Annotated in this window: 20 protein-coding genes; 17 read left to right on the top strand and 3 right to left on the bottom strand. The window is 44.1% G+C overall.

Features of this window, described 5'->3' with window-relative positions:
• Positions 1–68: 68 nt before the first annotated feature.
• From BLS49_RS03735 to BLS49_RS03695, 9 genes are all read left to right on the top strand, one after another.
• Positions 69–476 carry a phage holin family protein gene (locus BLS49_RS03735; RefSeq protein WP_091226816.1) on the top strand — a complete coding sequence of 136 codons (408 nt, stop codon included), beginning with the start codon at positions 69–71 and terminating at the stop codon, positions 474–476.
• Positions 473–1,213, top strand: a complete 741-nt coding sequence (locus BLS49_RS03730) for an N-acetylmuramoyl-L-alanine amidase (protein WP_091226815.1) — start codon at positions 473–475, stop codon at positions 1,211–1,213. The genes BLS49_RS03735 and BLS49_RS03730 overlap by 4 nt, the downstream gene beginning before the upstream one ends.
• Positions 1,214–1,325: 112 nt before the next feature.
• The gene (locus BLS49_RS03725) at positions 1,326–1,553 is read left to right on the top strand and encodes a hypothetical protein (RefSeq protein ID WP_425432105.1); all 228 of its coding nucleotides are present in this window, start codon (positions 1,326–1,328) and stop codon (positions 1,551–1,553) included.
• Positions 1,543–1,875, top strand: a complete 333-nt coding sequence (locus BLS49_RS03720) for a YolD-like family protein (protein ID WP_245742257.1) — start codon at positions 1,543–1,545, stop codon at positions 1,873–1,875. The genes BLS49_RS03725 and BLS49_RS03720 overlap by 11 nt, the downstream gene beginning before the upstream one ends.
• Before the next feature lie 481 nt (positions 1,876–2,356).
• Positions 2,357–3,847: an L-arabinose isomerase gene (gene araA, locus BLS49_RS03715; protein ID WP_091226813.1), complete on the top strand. Its 1,491-nt coding sequence runs from the start codon at positions 2,357–2,359 to the stop codon at positions 3,845–3,847.
• A gap of 91 nt (positions 3,848–3,938) precedes the next feature.
• The gene (locus tag BLS49_RS03710; RefSeq protein WP_091226811.1) at positions 3,939–5,030 is read left to right on the top strand and encodes a GntR family transcriptional regulator; all 1,092 of its coding nucleotides are present in this window, start codon (positions 3,939–3,941) and stop codon (positions 5,028–5,030) included.
• Between the two features lie 96 nt (positions 5,031–5,126).
• Entirely contained in the window at positions 5,127–5,816 is a 690-nt protein-coding gene (gene araD, locus BLS49_RS03705) for an L-ribulose-5-phosphate 4-epimerase (protein WP_091226809.1), read from the top strand.
• A 91-nt stretch (positions 5,817–5,907) separates the two neighbouring features.
• Positions 5,908–7,578 carry a ribulokinase gene (locus BLS49_RS03700; RefSeq protein WP_091226808.1) on the top strand — a complete coding sequence of 557 codons (1,671 nt, stop codon included), beginning with the start codon at positions 5,908–5,910 and terminating at the stop codon, positions 7,576–7,578.
• Between the two features lie 48 nt (positions 7,579–7,626).
• Positions 7,627–8,760 carry a sn-glycerol-1-phosphate dehydrogenase gene (locus BLS49_RS03695; RefSeq protein ID WP_091226806.1) on the top strand — a complete coding sequence of 378 codons (1,134 nt, stop codon included), beginning with the start codon at positions 7,627–7,629 and terminating at the stop codon, positions 8,758–8,760.
• Here the strand turns inward: BLS49_RS03695 and BLS49_RS03690 are convergent.
• Entirely contained in the window at positions 8,757–9,680 is a 924-nt protein-coding gene (locus BLS49_RS03690) for an ArsR/SmtB family transcription factor (RefSeq protein ID WP_091226804.1), read from the bottom strand. The two genes, BLS49_RS03695 and BLS49_RS03690, sit on opposite strands and share 4 nt — an antisense overlap.
• A 349-nt stretch (positions 9,681–10,029) precedes the next feature.
• Here BLS49_RS03690 and arfA point away from each other — a divergent pair, with 349 nt between their 5' ends.
• The 7 genes from arfA (at position 10,030) to BLS49_RS03655 (ending at position 17,541) form a co-directional block, all read left to right on the top strand.
• Positions 10,030–11,529: an arabinosylfuranosidase ArfA gene (gene arfA, locus BLS49_RS03685; RefSeq protein ID WP_175471298.1), complete on the top strand. Its 1,500-nt coding sequence runs from the start codon at positions 10,030–10,032 to the stop codon at positions 11,527–11,529.
• A gap of 19 nt (positions 11,530–11,548) precedes the next feature.
• Positions 11,549–12,886 carry an ABC transporter substrate-binding protein gene (locus tag BLS49_RS03680; RefSeq protein WP_091226802.1) on the top strand — a complete coding sequence of 446 codons (1,338 nt, stop codon included), beginning with the start codon at positions 11,549–11,551 and terminating at the stop codon, positions 12,884–12,886.
• Between the two features lie 134 nt (positions 12,887–13,020).
• Positions 13,021–13,914 (top strand): carbohydrate ABC transporter permease, encoded by an 894-nt coding sequence (locus BLS49_RS03675; protein WP_091226801.1) that lies wholly within the window; start codon positions 13,021–13,023, stop codon positions 13,912–13,914.
• A gap of 2 nt (positions 13,915–13,916) precedes the next feature.
• Entirely contained in the window at positions 13,917–14,750 is an 834-nt protein-coding gene (locus tag BLS49_RS03670) for a carbohydrate ABC transporter permease (protein WP_091226799.1), read from the top strand.
• A 48-nt stretch (positions 14,751–14,798) separates the two neighbouring features.
• Positions 14,799–16,280, top strand: a complete 1,482-nt coding sequence (locus tag BLS49_RS03665; protein WP_091226797.1) for an alpha-N-arabinofuranosidase — start codon at positions 14,799–14,801, stop codon at positions 16,278–16,280.
• A 4-nt stretch (positions 16,281–16,284) separates the two neighbouring features.
• Positions 16,285–16,551, top strand: coding sequence for a DUF6171 family protein (locus tag BLS49_RS03660; RefSeq protein WP_091226795.1), 267 nt, complete (start codon positions 16,285–16,287; stop codon positions 16,549–16,551).
• A 15-nt stretch (positions 16,552–16,566) separates the two neighbouring features.
• The gene (locus BLS49_RS03655; RefSeq protein WP_091226794.1) at positions 16,567–17,541 is read left to right on the top strand and encodes a glycoside hydrolase family 43 protein; all 975 of its coding nucleotides are present in this window, start codon (positions 16,567–16,569) and stop codon (positions 17,539–17,541) included.
• Between the two features lie 610 nt (positions 17,542–18,151).
• Here the strand turns inward: BLS49_RS03655 and BLS49_RS03650 are convergent.
• The gene (locus BLS49_RS03650) at positions 18,152–19,054 is read right to left on the bottom strand and encodes an AraC family transcriptional regulator (RefSeq protein WP_091226793.1); all 903 of its coding nucleotides are present in this window, start codon (positions 19,052–19,054) and stop codon (positions 18,152–18,154) included.
• Between the two features lie 133 nt (positions 19,055–19,187).
• Here BLS49_RS03650 and yicI point away from each other — a divergent pair, with 133 nt between their 5' ends.
• Positions 19,188–21,506, top strand: coding sequence for an alpha-xylosidase (yicI, locus tag BLS49_RS03645; RefSeq protein WP_091226791.1), 2,319 nt, complete (start codon positions 19,188–19,190; stop codon positions 21,504–21,506).
• 352 nt (positions 21,507–21,858) lie between these two features.
• Here yicI and BLS49_RS03640 read toward each other — a convergent pair whose 3' ends face one another.
• A complete protein-coding gene (locus tag BLS49_RS03640; protein ID WP_245742256.1) occupies positions 21,859–22,686 on the bottom strand; it encodes an AraC family transcriptional regulator in 828 nt (275 codons plus the stop codon).
• Between the last annotated feature and the right edge of the window lie 5 nt (positions 22,687–22,691).

Below are 22,691 nucleotides of genomic sequence, written 5' to 3'. Positions count from 1 at the left end.
AAGAACGCGCTGCAAGGCGTTTTTTTTTATGCCCTCGGAGCTAGTCCGAGGGCTATTAAATTTAGGGGATGATAAGCGTGGATAGTGTACCAAAGGTATTTATAGCCGTGATTGGCTCATCAGCATCATTTTTATTCGGGGGGTGGTCTTCCTTGCTGAACATTTTGCTGGCTTTTGTGATTATTGACTATGTGACGGGTGTGGGGGCGGCGGCAAAAGAGGGCAGACTGAACAGTACAGCAGGTGTATGGGGCATCGCTAAAAAGGTGTCGATCTTCGCGATCGTTGCGGTATCGCATATGGTCGATTCTGCACTTGGGAATTCGCATTTGTTCAGGGATGCGGCCATTTTCTTTTTTCTGGCAAATGAACTGCTGTCTTTTCTGGAAAATGCGGGCCGGATGGGGGCGCCGATTCCGCCTGTATTGCGGAAGGCTGTTGAAGTGCTGAAAGGGAAGGGGGCTGATCAACCATGAAAAGAGTTTGGCTCGACGCCGGGCACGGCGGGAAGGACCCGGGGGCGACAGGCCACGGTCTTCAGGAAAAAGATATTGCTCTTGTCTTATCCTTAGCCATTAAGGACAAGCTTGAAAGCGAATATGAAGATGTGCAGGTCGGGCTCTCACGAAGCACGGATGTATTCCTGGAGCTGAAAGAACGCTCCAATAAGGCAAATGCTGCAGGAGCGGATATTCTCGTATCGATCCATTGCAATGCTGGAGGAGGAGCTGGGGGATTCGAATCCTTCCGCTACACCTCGGCTTCCATTGCCACAGCCGATCTTCAACATGCGCTGCATACCGAAATCATGTCTGCCTTGAAGTCATACGGTGTGAACGACCGCGGACAAAAGGCGGCAAATTTGCACATGTGCCGGGAATCCCGAATGCCTGCCGTGCTGACTGAAAATCTGTTTATCGATGTAAAAAATGATGCCGACAAGCTGAAGCAGACAGACATAATCAAGCTACTAGTGAACGGGCATGCCATTGGAATCGCCAAGTATTTAGGATTGCGGAAAAAGGACGTCTTGGCTCCTATTAATGAAACCACGGTTAAAGTGATCATAAACGGCAAGCTAATCGAGAATGTGAAGCAGATGGATCAGGTTACCTATGTTCCTCTTCGCACAATCTGCGATGCTCTTGGCGCAAAAGTCAGTTGGGACCATCATACGAAAACTGCAACAGTGTCAGGAGCCTCGCCGCACTAATAATTCCCTATATTTTTCAAATGGCCCAAATTGATTGCATTGAATAAAGAACAAATGTTCGCATATAATAGAAACATCCGTTCCTATTTTGAATTGTGAAGAGGTGATTCTGGTGACGCTTGTGAGTAAATATACAGGTCAGATTGTGGAGATTATTTATATGGATCGTGCCGGGAAAATTACGCAGCGTCATATTAAAATTCATGGGATACGGGGAGATTTGGTCAGGGCAACCTGTATGGTGACTGGGGAGCCGAGAGCTTTTCGTTTGGATCGCATTTTAGCTTGGAATTGCAGCAAGATACAGCACAATAATAGAGGTGTTCTTCGTGGGGGATAAATTAAATGGTGACGGATTGTGGGCATCCCGGATGATGCTCCCTGAGCATAAGGAAGCGATTCTTCGAAAAAATCGCGAGCCATTAATGCGTTCGATGCCAGCGTTGGATGGTCAGGAGCTTGAACTGATTGAGCGTACGCTGGCGGAGTCTTATCATGATCATCGTAGTGTAAAAATGCAGTTGTTTGACGAATTTGAGCAGGAAGAGGTTTGCGGTATCGTTACAGCGGTGCAAACTTATCGCAGAGAGATTAAGGTGCATCTCCCGGACGGAGACTATAGATGGATTCCGCTGGATCGTATTTTATCGACTGATTTCTAGTAAGGTTACATGGCGAGACACGTACAAGTATCATTTCTATAGAATAGAAAAACAATCTTACGGACAGAAGCGCCACTATTGAGCTAATATCACACCAAATCAGTGTCAAAATAGCCAATTAAGGCTTGCTGTGTCCGTTGAACTGGGCAAATTACCCATTTTTCTGATCATAAGGTCTCTGGAGACCGTTAACTTAACGGGTGACAGGTAGGAGCTTGAGTCCAGAATATACCGCCCTTTAGAAGCTAAAATTCCCTCCGACTGCTTTCGGATTTCGAAAGCAGTCGGAGTTTTTTTGCATATTTGGTCATTTTCCTATTGTCATTTGAATATGTTGGATATACAATAAAGTCATCTCAACTTGTACGTACATTTTTAAAAATAACGTAATATATCATTGAATGTACATACAAGTAAAATCAAATAACTAATATTCATCGCAATTTATCTACAGCAATTATTAATGGGAGGCGTTTGAGTGATGAAATTGAAACCGTATTCATTTTGGTTTGTAACCGGTAGCCAACATTTGTATGGACCGGAGACATTGGATGAGGTAGCAGGGCATTCACGCATTATTGCAGAGCAGCTATCGAAAGATCCTGTCTTCTCGTATCCGATTGTATTCAAACCGATTGTAACGACCACGGATGAAATATATAAGCTGTTGCTTGAAGCTAACGGAGATGAGTCCTGCGCCGGTGTTATTACCTGGATGCATACCTTTTCACCGGCGAAAATGTGGATTAGAGGACTGTCGCAATTACAGAAGCCGCTTTTGCATTTCCACACGCAATTCAATCGTGACATTCCTTGGGAATCAATTGACATGGATTTCATGAATACAAACCAATCGGCTCATGGTGATCGTGAGTATGGTCATATTGGCGCCCGGCTTGGTATCGCCCGTAAAATCGTGGTTGGACACTGGGAAGATGGCGAGGTAAGAAGCGATATTGCAGGCTGGACGAGAACCGCAGTTGCATTTGCGGAAAGTCGTTGCCTCAAGGTAGCACGTTTCGGAGACAATATGCGCGAAGTTGCTGTTACTGAAGGCGATAAGGTTGAAGCGCAAATTAAATTTGGGTGGTCGGTGAACGGATACGGCATCGGCGATCTGGTTCACCTGCTCAATCAAGTAAGCGATGCTGAAGTAAAAGCTTTACTTAACGAATATGCAGACAAATATACGATTACTCAAGCTGGACTGAGCGAAGGAAAAGTCCGGGATTCCATTGCTTATCAAGCACGAATCGAAATAGCCCTGAAGCGTTTCTTGGAGGAAGGCGGCTTTGGAGCCTTTACTACAACCTTTGAAGATTTGCATGGCTTGAAGCAGCTTCCAGGGCTTGCAGTACAACGATTGATGGAAGCAGGTTATGGCTTTGCTGGAGAAGGTGACTGGAAAACTGCAGCGCTCACCCGTGTACTGAAAATTCTCGCTAACAACAAGAGTACGTCCTTTATGGAAGATTACACATATCACTTTGAGCCAGGTAATCATATGATTCTTGGAGCGCATATGCTGGAGGTATGTCCTACTATTGCAGCTACACGTCCTTCCATCGAGGTTCATCCGCTAGGTATCGGCGGCAAAGAGGACCCTGCACGGATCGTGTTTGACGGACAGGATGGCCCGGCGGTCAACGCATCACTTATAGATATGGGCAACCGCTTCCGTCTTCTTGTTAATGTAGTAGACGGCGTGAAGGTTGAAAAGCCAATGCCGAAGCTGCCTGTAGCGCGTGTACTGTGGAAACCACAGCCTTCCCTTCGGGAATCAGCAGAAGCATGGATTTTAGCAGGAGGCGCACATCATACAGTTCTTTCTTATGTAATTACTGCAGAGAACCTGACGGATTGGGCTGAAATGGCTGGAATTGAAGCTGTAATCATCGACAAGGATACCTCAGTAGCCCGGTTCAAGAACGAATTACGCTGGAGTGAAGCTGCATATCGTTTGGGAAAATAACAGATTAGCAGAGAAAGAGGGAATCCTCCGCTTTCGCCCGGCCTGTGATACAATAGCGGATATAATAAATGTTCGGTGGCTGAGGTGGACAATGAAGACAAAAAGATTACCTAAATATTTACAGTTGAAAAATGAACTACTGTCGTGGCTCCAATCTGGTAAGCTATCGCCCGGCAAACAATTTCCTTCCGAGAATGAAATCGCAGAACAATTCAGCTTAAGCCGGCAGACAGTAAGACAAACCTTTGGCGAACTGGAGAAAGAAGGCTGGCTGGAACGCATTCAAGGAAAAGGAACATTCGCCAGAAACCCGCAGCGCTGGGAAGGTGAACAAGTCAAGACGATCGGGATTATTACAACGTATATATCGGACTACATTTTTCCTCACATTGTTCGCGGGGCAGAAGCGGAGTTAAGAAGCCGCGGGTATCGACTCCTTCTTTCCAGTACAGACAACAACAAAGACAAAGAGAGGGAAAGTCTTCAGCTCATGATGAGCCAACCGCTTAGCGGACTTATTATAGAACCGACCAAGAGTGCAGAAGGCAATCCGAATCTTGGATTTTACCTGGAGCTGCAGGAGAAGGGCATCCCTTATTTAATGATCAATGAGAGATACCGTGAGCTTGAATGTACTTGTCTTAAGGTAGATGACGAACTGGGTGGATACAAAGCGGCGGCTCATTTATTTGAAAATGGACACCAGTCGATAGCCGGTTTTTTTAAAACGGATGACATGCAGGGCGTAAATCGACTAAAAGGATTTTTAGCAGCACATCGTGATCATGGCATCGCCGTTGCCTCGAATCGTGTCATTACTTATACAACGGAACAAAAGAGAGAACTTCCGTATAGAGAAGCGGTAAAATTGTTGAGCTCCAATCAGGAAGATCGGCCTACCGGATTCATTTGCTACAACGATCAGTTAGCGATAGTTCTGATGGAAGCAGCGATTCAATGCGGAATGTCCATACCTGAGGATCTGTCTATCGTGGGCTTCGACGATTCCAATCTTGCAGTAGCGCTGGGAACCAAGTTGACGACGTTGACCCATCCGAAGACGCTGATGGGTGAGATGGCAGCAGGACAATTAATCGGGATGATTGAAGAAGGTAACTTGTACAAAGATACCGTGTTTCAACCGGAGCTCGTTGAACGAGGTTCAGTGATGAACCGAGAATAGCACAGACAAAACAGAGGAATCCATCACAAATCGTTGGATTCCTACATTGTAACTTGTACGTACAATATATTTTATTAAGGAAGGTAGTGACCGCAAATGCTGGAAGCACTTAAACAGCAGGTGTTGGAAGCGAATCTGGAGTTGCCCAAGCACGGACTAGTTACTTTTACTTGGGGCAATGTGAGTGGAATTGACCGGGAGAGCGGACTTTTTGTTATTAAGCCTAGCGGCGTTCCTTATGAGGAATTGAGAGCGGAGCACATGGTCGTTGTAGATTTGGAAGGGAATGTCATGGAAGGGGATTTGCGCCCATCCTCTGACACTCCAACACATCTGGTCCTGTATCGTTCGTTCCCGAACATTGGTGGAGTAGTGCATACCCATTCTCCTTGGGGTACGAGCTGGGCGCAGGCAGGACGCGGAATTCCTGCATACGGAACAACACATGCGGATTATTTTTACGGTGAAATACCAGTGACTAGAGCGATGACAAGAGAAGAAATTGAAGGCGCTTATGAGCTTGAGACAGGGAATGTGATTGTTGAGCGGTTTGCAGATTTGGACCCGGATCAGGTTCCAGGCGTTCTCGTTCATTCCCATGCACCGTTCGTATGGGGCAAGGATGCACATGAAGCCGTGCATAACGCTGTAGTACTTGAAGAGGTAGCCAAGATCAGCGCACGAATGCTCCAAATTAATTCAGATACACCATCCATGGATCAGACGTTATTGGATCGTCACTTTTTACGCAAGCACGGGGTTAACGCATATTACGGACAAAAGTAGGTACTTTTTTGCACTAACTTGTACGTACAATATATGAATCATCTATATCTTTTAGATCACAAAGCATAAATTTATCAAGGAGGGGACTCATTTGGCTACAAAATATACCATTGGTGTAGACTATGGAACACAATCGGGTCGAGCCGTACTCGTAGATTTGTCGAACGGGCGTGAGGTTGCAGATCATGTGACTCCTTACCCGCACCACGTAATTGATGAGCGTTTGCCTGACTCCGGTATTAAGCTTGAGCACGACTGGGCTTTGCAGCATCCGGATGATTATTTGGAAGTGCTGAGAAGATCTGTTCCGGCTGTTGTTGCTGAATCAGGAATCGATGCGGCGGATGTGATTGGGATCGGGATCGATTTTACGGCCTGCACGATGCTGCCGATTGATGAGCAAGGTGAGCCGCTATGCTTCAACAGCGAGTATATCCGCAATCCACATAGCTGGGTGAAACTTTGGAAGCACCATGCAGCACAACCTGAGGCAGATAAAATTAATAAAATAGCTGCTGAACGTGGGGAAGCCTTTTTACCGCGATATGGGGGAAAGATTTCATCCGAGTGGATGATAGCCAAAATATGGCAAATATTAGACGAGGCTCCTGAAATCTATGAGCGGGCTGATATGTTTCTGGAAGCAACAGATTGGGTGATCTCGCAAATGACGGGCTCCATCGTTCGCAACAGCTGTACGGCGGGATACAAAGCAATCTGGCACAAGCAGGAAGGTTATCCAAGCAAAGAATATTTTAAAGCGTTAGATCCAAGGTTGGAGGATTTGACAGAGACTAAGCTACGTGGAGATGTTATTTCTCTGGGCTCCAATGCCGGCGGTTTAACCGATAAGATGGCCGACATGATGGGACTTAAGCCAGGCATTGCAGTGGCTGTCGGCAATGTAGACGCTCATGCTGCCGTTCCGGCCGTTGGTGTAGTCACTCCGGGCAAGCTGGTTATGGCGATGGGAACCTCGATTTGTCACATGCTGCTTGGCACGGAGGAAAAGCAGGTCGAAGGTATGTGCGGTGTCGTGGAAGACGGAATAATTCCAGGATTATATGGTTATGAGGCAGGTCAGTCAGCAGTAGGTGATATTTTTGAATGGTATGTAGAGGAGTCGCTTCCGGGTTATGTGAAAGAAGCGGCTGCAAAAGAAGGAATCGGTGTTCACCAGTGGCTGGAAAAAGAAGCTTCGGCATTTAAGCCGGGTCAGACTGGGCTTCTGGCGCTGGATTGGTGGAACGGCAACCGCTCGGTACTGGTTGATACTGATTTGACGGGTATGATTCTTGGCATGACATTGTTGACCAAACCACAGGAAGTATATCGGACTTTACTTGAAGCTACCGCATTCGGAACACGGAAAATCGTAGATGCTCTCCACTCCAACGGAGTGACAGTTGATGCGCTTTATGCTTGTGGGGGCCTTCCGCAAAAGAACCGTCTATTGATGCAAATTTACGCTGATGTGACCAACCGCGAAATTTTTGTTGCCGATTCCAAACAGACACCTGCACTTGGTGCGGCAATGTTTGCTGCGGTAGCAGCAGGGGAAGCAGCTGGTGGTTACGATACGATCATCGATGCGGCAGAGAAAATGGCTCGTGTGAAGGAAGAGACATTCAAGCCGATTCCAGAAAATGTAGAGCTATATGACCGCTTGTATAAGGAATACAGCAAGCTGCACGATTACTTCGGCCGTGGCGAAAATGATGTCATGAAACGGCTTAAAAGTATTAAAAAATCGACCGAGTAACTTCACTTTAGGTGCAGCACACAGTCAAAATCTAAAGGAGGGATCGGTATGGGTGTTGGTCTAGAGGCAGAATCTTTATTTGAGCGGCTTATATTAGAACCCGGTGCAATACGTCAAGTAGTGCCCTATGTGCAGGAGCGTCAATTTAAAAGACTTGTAGTAGCTGTTGACGATAACACGTATGAAGCAGCTGGAAAAGAACTTGCATTTATTTTAAAGGTAGCTGGTATTGAGTTTACATTGTGTGAGCTGACGCCGAATGAGACGGGTGATGTCGTAGCCGATGAGGCAACATTGGTGCAATTAATGCTTGAGCTGGAGCCGGGGATAAGCGATGCACTTGTAGCTGTCGGCTCGGGTACGATTCACGATATCGTGCGTTTCGTAAGTCATCAATGCGGCATTCCTTTTATCTCAGTACCAACTGCTCCTTCAGTGGATGGCTTTACCTCAGCAGGAGCGCCTCTGATAATTCGCGGCATCAAGAAGACGATACCAGCTGTTCCACCTGTAGCAATCTTCGCTGATCTGGACATTTTGAAGAAGGCTCCACAACGTCTCGTAGCAGCAGGTTTTGGAGATATGCTTGGCAAATATACCTCCCTGTTCGATTGGAATTTTTCGCATCTTGCAGCGGGAGAGCCTTACAACGAACGGGTCGCGCTTATTACGGAACAGGCGCTTCAATCCTGTGTGAAGCATGCAGAAGTGATCGGCAAACGCACGGAAGAAGGCATACGAGTATTGATGACGGCACTGGTTGAATCCGGCATAGCCATGCTGATGTTCGGACAATCACATCCGGCTTCAGGAGCAGAACATCATGTATCCCATTATTGGGAAATGGAATATTTGCGGCGTGGCCACAGAGCGTTGCTGCATGGAGCCAAAGTAGGCGTAGCGTGTGCAGAAATATCTCATCTCTATCACGATGCGATAGATCGGCGAGAATTCCCGGACGCTAAGCCAGAGCAATGGGATCAGTATCATAAGCAGATATCGGCTTGGATCACGAACGTGCCTTCTGAAGAGAACATTCGTGAGCTTCTGAAGCAAGCGGGTGGACCCTCCAGTCTGGAGGAACTCGGGATAGATGATAATTTATTTAAGCAAAGTCTGAAAGAAGCTCACAATGTCAGACTTAATCGTCATACTTTGCTCAGGTTATTAAATGAAGCTTAACTCTTAACCTCATGTACGTCATAAAGGACGCGGGCCAATAGGTCCTGACTGTAGTTGCCAAAATTTTTGCCGTAGATCGTTAGTCCACGTTTGTTGGCTGATTTGTCAGTTACTGCGATGCGGAGCGTCATTTCACTTTTGTAATCAAGCTGGATTTGATCCAGAGTTACGTCAGAAATGCGGCATCCATCAATAAAACTGCCTTCTTGATTAATACGAATGAGTTTCAGCATTCCGTATTGATTCAGGTGAGGCGGCCACCAGTCCGGGTTGAACGTGCCGCGGATATCTCCAAAATCACCCGGGCTGGTCCAATATCCGATTTCAACTCCATTGAGATAGAAGTAAATGTCAGATGGATATACCTCGCAATATCCCGGCGCCTCAGATCCTAATTCCATAGAGAATTGGATTTCGCGGAAGGACTGATTAGGTTTAAGGTAGTTAGGAACCCGGTATTCCAGAAAACCTTCAGCAAGCCAGATGATTTCAGAATCGATCCGCTGTGGGTCAGCAAAATAACGAGGATCATCAAAATCACCAATGATACTTTGTTTAGTTGCAAGCCCGCAGGTTGGTGAAGCCTGGTAATTGCTGTAATGGCCTACCTGAATTTCTACTTCATACAGATTTTCAACAGTACTGCTTTTTAAATCAACCATGAGCTTATCTTTATTTAGATAACAAATTTTTTGAATACCGTGTTTTCCTACTGTGGTATTGATATCGATAAGTCCACTTTCCTCAAGCTTTTTGATATGCATGGTTATTGCACCGTTGCTTAAATTCAGTTCACTGGCAAGATCGTTCAAGTTCAGGGACTGATTTTTAGCCAACAATTCAATAATGCGAATTCTCACTTCAGAGCTGAGTGCTTTGAAGATGTGTATGCCGCTCATTAGATCTTTTATGTATATCATGAATTTTACCTCCTTCATTTTATTCCGTATGTTTATTTTAGATTATCATAAACCAAATGATGCATTTTATAAAGGTTGAAAGTAAAAATAGTCAAATTATTTTGAAATTATGTGAAATTAAATCATCTTTAAATTTTTAATAATAGTTATAATCTAAAGGAATATCAGGTTCTTTTGTGAAAAAAAAAATTTGTTTTATATAAATATAAAAAGATTTAGATTTTTATTTACAAAATATCATCACATATGGTATTTTAAAAATGTAAACGGATTCATTAAAATAATTTCAAATCAAAAATATTTGAAATGGATGGTGATGATCTTGGCATCAGGGGCAACTAGAGCAAGAATGGTCGTAGATAAAGCATTTAAAATCGCAGAAGTGGATCGACGGATATATGGTTCGTTTATCGAACATTTAGGGCGAGCGGTATATGGAGGTATTTATGAGCCAACCCATCCTACTGCGGACAGCTTAGGTTTCAGAGAAGATGTAAAGCAGTTGATTCAAGAACTCCAAGTGCCGATAATACGTTACCCGGGAGGTAACTTTGTATCAGGATACAACTGGGAAGATGGGGTAGGTCCGTTAAGTGAAAGACCTAAGCGGTTGGAGCTGGCATGGAGAACAATAGAACCTAATTATGTAGGGACTAATGAGTTTATGAAATGGGCCAAAGGTGTTGGCTCTGAAGTGATGATGGCCGTCAATTTAGGAACCCGAGGAGTGGACGCAGCAAGAAACCTTTTGGAATACTGCAATCATCCTGAGGGAAGTTACTGGAGCGATTTACGACGGAGTCATGGATATGAACAGCCGCATCGTGTAAAGACATGGTGTCTCGGCAATGAGATGGATGGACCTTGGCAAGTTGGACAGAAGACATCTGTAGAATACGGCAGATTAGCATATGAGACCGCTAAAGCAATGCGTCTGGTAGATCCGGATATCGAGCTTGTATCCTGCGGAAGCTCAAATACAGCAATGCCTACCTTCCCGGAATGGGAAGCGGTTACACTCGATCATACTTATGAAGTTGCTGACTATGTTTCCTTGCATCAATACTATGGCAACAGAGATGGAGATTCAGCAAATTATTTGGCCAGAACGATGGATATGGAGCACTTTATCCGCACAGTTACAGCAACTTGTGACTATATAAAAGCGAAAAAGCGCAGCAAGAAAACGATGTATCTCAGCTTTGATGAATGGAATGTATGGTTTCACTCCAACGCAGCGGATCAAGCTATTGAGCCTTGGAGTATTGCTCCACCACAGCTTGAAGACAATTACAACTTTGAGGATGCGCTTCTTGTCGGAAGCATGCTGATCACGCTGATTCGTCACGCGGATCGCGTAAAAATGGCTTGTCTGGCACAACTGGTCAATGTCATTGCACCGATCATGACGGAGAACGGGGGAAGAGCTTGGAAGCAGACGATCTTTTATCCTTATCTCCATGCATCCGTATTTGGTCGGGGGATATCGCTTCAACCGATCGTCGACTCACCGGTTTATGACGCACAGGACTATACGGATGTTCCGTATCTGGACAGTGCGGTTGTATATAACGAAGCGGAGGAAGAGGTAACGATCTTCGCCGTCAATCGCAATTTGAACGAGGCACTTGATCTGAATTGTGATGTTCGCAGCTTCGAAGGGTACCAACTGGTAGAACATATCGTACTTGAAAATGAAGACTTGAAAGCGGTTAACACCGCGGCTGAGGAAAAGGTCAAACCTCATTCTAGAGGAGGGGCGCAATGTCGGGATGGATTCGTGAATGCCCGGTTATCCAAAGCTTCCTGGAATGTTATACGTTTGAAAAAGTTTTATCAAAACAAATAAAAACGTGGGAGGGTCAAGTATGAAAAAATGGTTAAGCATGTTACTGGTACTTACAATGGCAACAGTTTTGTGGGGCTGCGGTGGAGGTAAATCATCCTCAGGTAATGCAGGCGGAGAAACTTCAGTTCTCGATGGCGGAGCAGGTGAAAGTGCAACAGAATTGTCTTACTGGACATTTGTAGAATTGCATGGTCAGCACTTTGAAAAGATGCTGAAAAAATGGAATGAAGCTAATCCCGATCGTCAAATTAAGCTGAACGTTACAGTAATGCCATATGACGATATGCACAACAAATTGTCTATCGCTGTTCAAACCGGCGTAGGGGCTCCTGACATTGCAGATATCGAGCTTGGTAAATTCCCTGACTTCTTGAAAGGTGAACCGCAACTAGAATCGCTTAACGATGTAGTTGACCCTTATAGAGACACTCTAGTTCAATCAAGAGTTAATCTTTACAGTAAAGATGGTACGACGTATGGAATTGATTATCACGTTGGTGCTTCAGTAGCTTTTTACAATACCGAAATCCTGGAAGAAGCTGGCGTGGACTATAAAGACATTGTAACTTGGGAAGATTTCAAGCAAGCAGGTATCAAGGTCTATGAAAAAACAGGCAAATACATGGGTACAGCTGATACAAGTGCAACTTGGCAAATTACCCAATTGCTCGCACAACAAGGTACTGACCTTACAGATGATAACGGTAACCCAATTGTAAACTCAGAAGCCATGGTTAAAGCTCTTACTATGCTTAAAGATCTTCAAGATAACAACGTAATGGCTACGATCGCTGGCGGACAACCGGATACAGAAGAAGCTTACGGTGAATTTAACGCAGGTAACTATGTAACTGCTTTCATGCCGCTTTGGCAAATGTCCAGATACACGAACTACATGGGTGACCTCTCTGGTAAAATCGCAATTGCACCAATTCCTGTGTTCGAAAAGGGAATGCCAAGATCCGTTGGTGGCGGCGGTACAGGTACTGTAGTAACTAAGACTGCTAAAGACATTCAATTGGCTAAGGATTTCCTTGCTTTTTCGAAATTAACTGTTGATGCTAACATCGAAATCTGGAATACCCTTGGTTTTGACCCGTTAAATATGGACGTTTGGAATATGGAAGAAGTAACTCATAATCCGGATAACCAATTCGTTAAGTACTTTGTTAATAACCCGTTTGATGTGTTGAACGAAGTTAAGAGTGAGATTCAAATGATCAAATCAACCTCAGCGTCTCCTACAATCAATAACGTGTTCTGTACTGTGACCTTGAACGAAATTTTTGAGGATGGCAAAGACATTAAGAAAGCACTCGATGCTGCTCAGGCACAAATTGAACAGGAATTGAAATAAGTACGCATGTACGAAAACCAAGGGGCTACTCTTTAACATGTTAGTTTGAAAAAGTCAGTTTCATGATCAAAAGATGACTTTTTAAACAACCTCGGAGAGAAGGTAGCTCCTTTCTAAAAAAGGGGTAGGAGACAATGATAAAAAGATTTCTGTACTCACAAAAGGTCGCTCCTTACGTGTTTGTGCTGCCATTCATATTGGTTTTTCTTATTTTCTGGGCGTATCCATTAGGCAGCTCTCTCACGATGAGTTTTCAGAAAATGACGTTAGGACAGGAAGCACAGTGGATTGGCTTTGATAACTATACGAAGCTGATGGGGGATACAGTTTTCCTAAAAGCGGTTATTAACAGTGCAATATATATGGTGCTTACGTTGGCGATTTTGATCCCGTTCCCGATGCTGTTCGCTGTTTTGATTAACAGTAAATTCATGTGGGGCAGAGAGTTTTTTAAATCCTCCTTCTTTTTCCCGGCGCTTACGTCGGTTGTAGTTGCAGGTACGATTTTCCGTCTCATGTTCGGTGAAATGGAAGGATCTTTGATTAATAGCATTCTTGGAATGTTCGGGATTGATCCGGTTAAATTTCTGAAAGGTCAGATTACTGGATATATCGCTTTGGTAGCACTGGCAACATGGAGATGGACCGGGGTTAACATGCTGTATTTCCTATCCGGACTTAAAAATATTTCAGAGGATTACTACGAAGCTGCTTCGATTGACGGTGCATCCAAATTCCAGCAATTTACGAGAATTACGATGCCATTGCTTAAGCCAACAACGATCTATGTTCTAACTATCAGTATCTATGCCGGGCTCGCGATGTTTATCGAGAGTATGATGCTGTGGAATGGTAACAACTCCCCTAAAAATATCGGTCTTACGATCGTGGGTTACTTGTACCGCCAAGGTATTGAGAAGAACAATCTCGGTTATGCGGCAGCTGTCGGTATTGTGCTGCTTGCTATAACGATGATTATCAATTTGACGCAGCTGGCATTCTCCGGAATGTTTAAGAAGGAGGATTAATCATGAAAAAAGAAACAGCGATAAAAATAGTCCTCTTCATATTTTTTGCGATCATCTGTGTTCTTGTACTCATTCCATTCTACGCTGTTACAATTGCTTCGTTTAAGCCTGGTGAGGATCTCATCCGTTATGGCCTGAATTTGCGCTTCGACATTTCAGCAATGAGTCTTGATAATTTTGCTTATTTGTTTACTGGCGAGCACTCTTACTTTTCATGGTTCTTCAACTCTGTATTGCTTACGGTTGTTCAGGTCGCTCTGACCTTGATTATAAGCGCTACAGTGGCCTATGGGTTTTCTGCATACGAATTTAAGGGAAAAAATTTCCTTTTTATATGTGTTCTCTTGATTATGATGGTTCCTTTTGAAATTTTGCTGCTTCCGCTTTACACGCTGACTTATAACATTGGACTCATGAACTCCTATTCAGCAATTATTTTGCCAGGGATCGCGAGTGCGGCTACCATTTTCTTCTTTAGACAGTATCTCAGCGGAATTCCAAAGGAAATTATTTCTGCAGGTCGTGTAGATGGCGCTTCTGAATACGGTATTTACATTCGTTTGATTTTGCCTGTGATGAAGCCGTCCTTTGCAGCCATGGCCATTTTGAACGGGATGAACAGCTGGAACAACTTCCTCTGGCCGTTCATGGTTCTGAGCAATGCCAATAAATACACACTGCCAATTGGACTCAAAACTTTGCTTACTCCCTACGGAAACAACTACGATTTGCTTATTGTTGGTTCGTTTTTCTCGATTTTGCCCATCTTTATCCTGTTCGTTGCGTTCCAGAAGTACTTCATCGACGGCATGACGGCTGGTGCGGTTAAAGGCTGATATGTAATTTTAATGATAGATATAAAAAGTGGAGAGTGAGGATTTAATATGATAAAAATGACTCTTAATGCAGCAAAAACAAATGGTACGATCAGTCGATACTTGTACGGACAATTTGCTGAGCATTTGGGCAGATGTATATACGAAGGGATTTGGGTTGGGGAGGATTCCCTGATCGAGAATGTGGAAGGTTATCGCAAAGATGTGCTGGAAGCACTCAGACAATTGAACATACCCGTGCTTCGTTGGCCGGGCGGCTGTTTTGCAGATGAATATCACTGGGAGGATGGCATAGGTCCGAAATCAGAACGCGCAAGAATGATCAACAACAACTGGGGCGGAGTGGAGGAAAACAATCATTTCGGTACTCATGAGTTTCTAAGATTGTGTGAGTTGCTTGATACTGAACCCTATATTAGTGGCAACGTGGGCAGTGGGACTGTGCGAGAAATGCAGCAATGGGTTGAATATATGACATTTGACGGGGAATCCCCGATGGCTAACCTGCGTAAGCAAAATGGGCAGGAAAATCCTTGGAAATTGCAATTTTTTGGAGTGGGCAACGAAAACTGGGGCTGCGGCGGGAACATGCGACCTGAATATTACGCTGATTTGTATCGTCACTACTCTACTTATGTTCGAAATTACGGCGACAACAAGGTATACAAAATAGCGTGTGGACCTAATACAGATGACTATCACTGGACAGAGGTTCTTATGCGCGAGGCTGCAGGATTGATGAATGGTCTCAGCTTGCATTACTATACATTGCCTACGGGAAATTGGTTTGGCAGTAAAGGCTCCTCAACAGAGTTTGGAGCAGATGAGTGGTTCGCCACGATGAAAAATACTATGTATATGGAAGAATTGATTGTAAAGCACTCTAAAATTATGGATAAATACGATCCGGAATGTAAAGTTGGACTCATTGTAGATGAATGGGGCGGCTGGTATGATGTAGAGCCTGGAACTAACCCGGGATTCCTCTATCAGCAAAATACGCTTCGTGATGCATTGATTGCTGGCATAAACCTGAACATTTTCCACAATTACAGTAAACGGGTGAAGATGGCAAACATCGCTCAAGTTGTTAACGTACTACAGGCAATGGTGCTGACTGAGGGCGATCGTATGCTGTTGACGCCAACGTATCATGTGTTCGATATGTATAAAGTACATCAGGATGCAGAGCTTCTTGATCTTTCTTTTGAAAGTCCGATGTATAAGCATGGTTCACAGACGATACCGCAATTAAGTGTATCCGCATCCAAAAATGTAGACGGCATTATTCATATATCAGCTTGTAACCTGCATCATGCAATAAGTGCGTCAGTGAGCTGTCATATCGATGCATTTGAAGGCAAGGAAGTGTCAGGTCAGATTCTTACGCACTCTTCTTTAAATGCTCATAACACGTTTGATCGTCCTGAAGAGGTTGCTCCGGTGAAATTTACAGATATGACACTGAGGGACGGGAAACTGAATTTTGTTTTGCCGCCAGCAACTGTTGTTGTACTGAAGCTCGGATAACAGTATGTTAACACGTTTGGACGGTTGCAAAGGCTGTACGGAGAGTGTAAGAGTGACACCAGAGAAGCTGGAACGTCTAATCGAAATTGCGATCCAAGGCAGAGAGACTGCTTCGGATGAGGATTATAGGGCACGGATGGAGCAGTGTCAAAGCTGCAATGCCTTGCAATATGAGACAACGTGCCGTCATTGTGGTTGTTTTGTCGCTGTCAGAGCGAGGCTTGCAGAGTCTACTTGTCCATTTCCGGCGGGTTCAAAATGGAGGCAGTGAAGGAGGATTTTTGACATGGATGTTAATAGAAGATATATCAATCCTGTAGTGGAGCAAAGAGCTGATCCATGGGTATATAAGCATAATGACGGTTATTATTATTTCACGGCATCGGTACCGGAATATGACCGGATCGAAGTGCGCAGATCGACCACCATTCAAGGCTTGAAGGATGCTGTTCCAGCAGTGGCGTGGAGAAAATATGAGGCAGGCCCACTTAGCGCCAACATCTGGGCTCCTGAAATTCACTATATCGATGGTAAGTGGTACATTTACTTTGCTGCTGCTAGAACGACAGAGACACAGGATGGATTGTTTGATCATCGGATGTATGTACTTGAGAATGAGTCAGAGAATCCACTGGAGGGCACTTGGGTAGAGAAGGGACAAGTTCGAACTCGCTGGGAATCTTTTGCACTGGATGCAACCACGTTTCAGCATAATGGTGATCTTTACTATGTGTGGGCACAGAAAGATCCGGACATTCCGGGCAATTCCAACCTGTACATTTCCAAAATGAGCAATCCGTGGACTTTGACAGGAGAGCAAGTGATGATCACTACACCGGAATATGATTGGGAGATTATCGGTTTTAAAGTAAATGAAGGTCCTGCTGTATTAAAACGTAATGGACGTATATTTATTACCTTCTCGGCAAGTGCTACAGACTTCAACTATTGCATGGGCTTGCTGGCTGCTGCTGAGAACGCGGATCTTCTGGACGCAAATTCGTGGATAAAATCTGCACAACCCGTATTTGGAACTAACGAAGAGACAGGTCAATATGGGCCGGGTCATAACAGCTTTACGGTATCTGAAGATGGGCAGGACGATGTGCTTATATATCATGCTCGAAATTACAAGGAGATCGTCGGAGACCCGCTATATGATCCTAATCGTCATACTAGAGCACAGGTTTTTGGATGGAACGAAGATGGCACTCCGAATTTTGACGTACCGGTTAAGGACGGAGTTGTTGCCTGGGAATAAATTCTATAAAAGGGTCGTCTGGCTTGTTGCCAGGCGATTTTTTCTTGAACATTAAAATAGTGCAATAAATGAACAGAATAATTTTGATTACGCCAAAAAAGCAATTACTGAGCGGGCAGACGGTTATTTACTCAAGCCTGTTGACGGGGATGAACTTATAGAATATTTGCATAAAGTTAAAAATCAAATTAATGAGGAAATAATGTCTGATCACTGCAAAAAGGTCAGTAACGCTTAGAGGAACTAAATAGTCGACGTTTACACAATATGTTAGTGTGTGTATTAGGGAAAGCCTGCAAATATGCAGGCTTTTTGTATGAAATTTGCTCCGTGCAGCCGAAAAACTGCAAAAGTGCAGGAAATTAATCGTTCTAGCCACGGAATATCTGATCGGGATATAAAAGCCTGCATTTTTGCTGGAATTTTGCTAGACCAGCTTATAGCGTAGCGAGAAGATGCACTTTTGCATGAATTTTCGAAGAACTCGGGCATGAACCTCGGGTTTGTCGAATTCGATATTTTTATAGCGCGATATAATAGCGTGGAGAAAGCTCATTAGAGTTTTAACACGGTATCTTCTACGATTACAGGGTTGTCTGGTCGTTACGAGTCAAGCTTTCATCTGCTCATTTAATCTTTTGCGGAATTCTGAAGGAGAGCAGCTCATTATTTTACGGAATACCCTTATGAAATAACTGATGTTATCATAGCCAACTTCTAAAGCAATGCCTGATATTTTGCGATCAGGTTCTCTAAGCAATTCGATGGCCTGGCGAATTCGATAGGAATTAATATAATCCATCGGCGTCTGCCTAGTCATTGATTTAAAGAAGCGGCAAAACTGCCCTTCACTCATTGGAACTAGTGCAGCAAGCTCAGATAGCCTGATCGGATTGTGATAATTGTGCTGAATGTATTGAATTACTGTTTTAAGACGTTCTATTTTGGAGTTCTCATTTCGGTTGTTTGAAATTCGATTACATGTTTTTTGTGCGGCGGTGATTTCAGACAGCATAAGAAATAGATGACCCTTTACGGCTCCTTCAAATCCGGGAAGCTTGTCGCTGCAGCTTTTCATAATAGAAGTAATATGATTTAGAAGTTCGATTTCATAATCTTCATTCTGTCTCATAATACGAGGAAAGGTTGCCTTCCTTTCTTGCAGCGGTAGAATTAAATTTTCCTGAACCGCATCATAGTGCGCACTTGCGAGCAAATTAGTATCAAAAACAAAGGAGAAAAATGAACAGCCTTCAGTACCGTAAGCATGACCAGCATGTAAATCGCCGCCATCTATAAACACTGCTTCGCCCGCAGCAAGCGGATAATAATCTGTATCAACCTGAAACAAGGTCTCCCCTTCTATACAATAGAAGATTTCTGCTTCATCATGCCAGTGGGCGTCCACGACATGCTCACCTGGTCCGTAGCGGTACCAATAGGTTCCAAAAGGTAGACGATCATCACCATGATTTTTGATTTCTTTCAGAGAGCGTCGAAGAGCCTGGTCCATATGGCATCACCTCATCAAAATTATGTTATAAAATCGCTTAATTATGTTAGTTTGTTTTTATTGATATCAGTATAATGCAAGTATAGAACGTTTTCTATCACAAAACAATGGTTTCGAAAGGCGGTATTAATCCATGAAATTTACTGATGGCAACTGGCTGGTTCGTGAAGGATTTACGATTTCCGGCGCCGTTCAAGCTTATGATTTTGTAGCTAGCAACAATGCTTTGATTGCTTCGGCTTCAACTACACCAATTCGTGGTCGTGGCGATATGATAAATACGACTTTGTTGACTGTAAAATTTCATTCCCCATTGCCTGGAGTTATTGGCGTTAAGCTCATTCATTTTGATGGTGTTGTAGATCATGGTCCTTCTTTTGAACTGGCACCAAGTGGTGATCATGCGGTCATTACAGAAAACGATGAATACGCTGAACTGAAAAGCGGTGATCTGAGCGTTCGCATTAACAAAGGCGAAAAATGGTCAGTAGATTTCTTCCGCGGTTCAAAACGGATTACCGGAAGTACAGCTAAATCGATGGCTCATGTATCTGAAGCCGGTGGAAGCACCTATATGCGTGAAGAGCTTGATCTTGGCGTAGGTGAATGGGTATATGGTCTGGGTGAACGCTTCACATCCTTCGTGAAGAATGGACAAGTTGTTGATATTTGGAATAAAGACGGAGGCACAAGCTCCGAGCAAGCTTACAAAAACATTCCTTTCTACATTACAAATAAAGGCTATGGTGTATTCGTAAACGATCCGGGTGCTGTTTCTTACGAAGTAGCTTCTGAAAAAGTTAAAAAAGTACAATTCAGCGTACCAGGCGAATCACTCGAGTATTTTGTAATCGATGGACCTGAGCCAAAGGATGTATTAAAGAAATATACTGATTTGACAGGTAAACCAGCATTACCACCAGCTTGGACTTTTGGTCTGTGGCTGACAACTTCTTTCACAACCAACTACGATGAAGCAACTGTAAATTCATTTGTAGATGGAATGGCTGAAAGAGATTTACCACTGCACGTATTCCATTTTGACTGCTTCTGGATGAAGGGATTCCACTGGACTGACTTTAAATGGGATGAGGAAGTATTCCCGGATCCAGTAGGTATGCTCACACGTCTCAAAGAAAAAGGACTGAAAATTTGCGTATGGATCAACCCTTATATTGGTCAACGCTCCCGTCTGTTTGAAGAAGGTAAACAAAATGGCTACCTTATGAAAAAACCAAATGGTGATGTATATCAAGTGAATTTGTGGCAGCCGGGTATGGCGCTCGTCGACTTTACTAATCCAGAAGCATGCGAATGGTTCGCAGGTTATCTTCGTGAATTGGTAGATATGGGTGTTGACAGCTTTAAGACTGATTTCGGCGAACGTATTCCTACAGATGTTGTCTATTATGACGGTTCCGACCCTGTGAAAATGCACAATTACTACACTTATCTATACAACAAAGTAGTATTTGAGGTGCTCGAAGAAAAACTGGGCAAGAACGAAGCTGCATTGTTCGCACGTTCAGCTACTGTTGGTGGTCAGAAGTTCCCTGTACACTGGGGCGGAGATTGCTACGCAGATTATGAGTCCATGTCGGAGAGCCTTCGTGGAGGCTTGTCACTAGGTATGTCCGGCTTTGGCTTCTGGAGTCATGATATCGGCGGTTTCGAGAACACAGCTCCTGCCCATGTATTCAAACGTTGGCTGCAATTTGGTCTTCTGTCCAGTCACAGCCGTCTGCATGGCAGTACGTCCTATCGTGTGCCTTGGTTGTATGATGATGAGGCTGTTGATGTTACGCGCTATTTCACTAAGCTGAAATGCCAATTGATGCCGTATTTGTTTGATACAGCGGTTGAAGCCTCTGAAGCGGGTGTTCCAGGCATGCGTTCGATGCTGCTCGAATTCCCTAACGATCCAGCTAGTGAAATGCTTGATCGTCAATATATGCTGGGTGATTCCTTGCTTGTTGCACCTGTATTTAGTGAAGATGGCGAAGTATCCTACTACTTGCCGGAAGGAACATGGACTCATCTCTTGAGTGGTGAAACAGTAGAAGGTGGTAAATGGCGTAAAGAAACCTATGATTTTATGAGCTTGCCATTGTTCGTTCGTCAAAACTCTATTCTGGCTCTTGGCGCAAATGACCTTCGTCCTGACTATGACTTTGCTGATGGTGTAGATCTTGGTCTATACAGTTTACAAGAGGGCGTTCAAGTAACACGTACAGTTCGTAACGTTAACGGTGAAACAGATCTGACTGTTACAGCGGTTCGTGAAGGCTCCAAAGTGTCCCTTAATGCTGAAGGAGCAGGTAAAGCGTTCAAAGTATCCCTTCATGGTATGGGGGAAACTCAGTCTGCTGAGGGAGGAAATTTGAACAATAACGGAATTATCGAGGTTCCTGCATTCAGTGGCCAGGTTGAACTGCAAATCACTTTGAAATAACTTCATTGCTCACAGCAACCGAATAATTTAATGCTAACCTAGTGTTGTTTATTCAACAGGTTCGGAGATCCCCTTTTCTAGTTTTCTAGTCAAAAGGGGATTTTCGCTTTGTAAGGTAGTTAGATGGACGACTGCTGGAATGGAACGAGAATTTTGCAGAGGCTGAGCCTGGTTAATCAATATGTATGCCCGATTGGGAGATGGAGAAAAAGCTTACAGCTATGTGAACACTCTGCTAACCCGATCAACTTATGTCGTTTCATTGGATAACTAGTCAAACAGTTTCCCGAAAGTGACATGTATTACCGCTGAGGGTAACGTACGACTTCTAACCAAACCGTGATGTAATAATCTAATGCAGCCTGCGAAATTGCTGTGGAGTCATGTCTGTATGCCTACGAAATGTAGCCACGAAATGACTGGCATCGCGAAATCCCGTTTCGCTGGCAATGGATGACACGGTAAGCTCAGGATTGCTGGCTAGTCGTTCTTTGGCTTTGTTCATGCGTAAATGGACAAGATATGCGTAGGGAGACAGTCCAAACGTACTCTGAAATAGCTTGCTTAAATGCCTTGACGATACGTCAAGCACTTGAGCAAGATCATGCAGTCCGATGTCTGGATTGCCGTAGTGATCCTCCATCCAGCGAATGAGCGGTGCTAATTTCTCCGTAGTGCGTGTTACGGATATGTTGCTAATTTGTCCGTATTTGCTAAGCAACCCGAGAAAAAGATAAGTATCTGTAGAGGTTTCCAATCCGAACAGGTCTAGTCCTTGTTCAAGCTGCTTCAGCATGCTGCTAAGCAAAGGAATGATAGGGGAATCAGGCTCCCAGCGGAAATACGTAACGTCGCGAATAGCAAATCCGTCCAAAATATGATTGGCGGCATCACCGCCAAAGGTTATATAATACGTTTCCCAGGTTTTGTTGGTTGAGGCTCTATATGAATGAGGCATGCCAGGTGGAAGCAACACACCGCTGTACGCTGATAAAATAAAATTCTCATTACCATATGAGAGTCTTCCCTCTCCTTCAGCCGTTCCGATCCAATGATACCATGGATATCCTTCTGGACGATCTATGGGCTCTTGGTTTGGGTTAAAGCCGATACTTTCAACGATAAGAGGAAGGTGTGAATTTCCGGAAGGTGAAAAGACAAATCGTCGGGATGCCTGCACTTGTA

It is taken from the genome of Fontibacillus panacisegetis (genome assembly GCF_900102215.1).
Taxonomy (GTDB): domain Bacteria; phylum Bacillota; class Bacilli; order Paenibacillales; family Paenibacillaceae; genus Fontibacillus; species Fontibacillus panacisegetis.
Note: the sequence above shows the minus strand (reverse complement) of the source record. Positions and strands in the feature narration are given on the sequence as shown.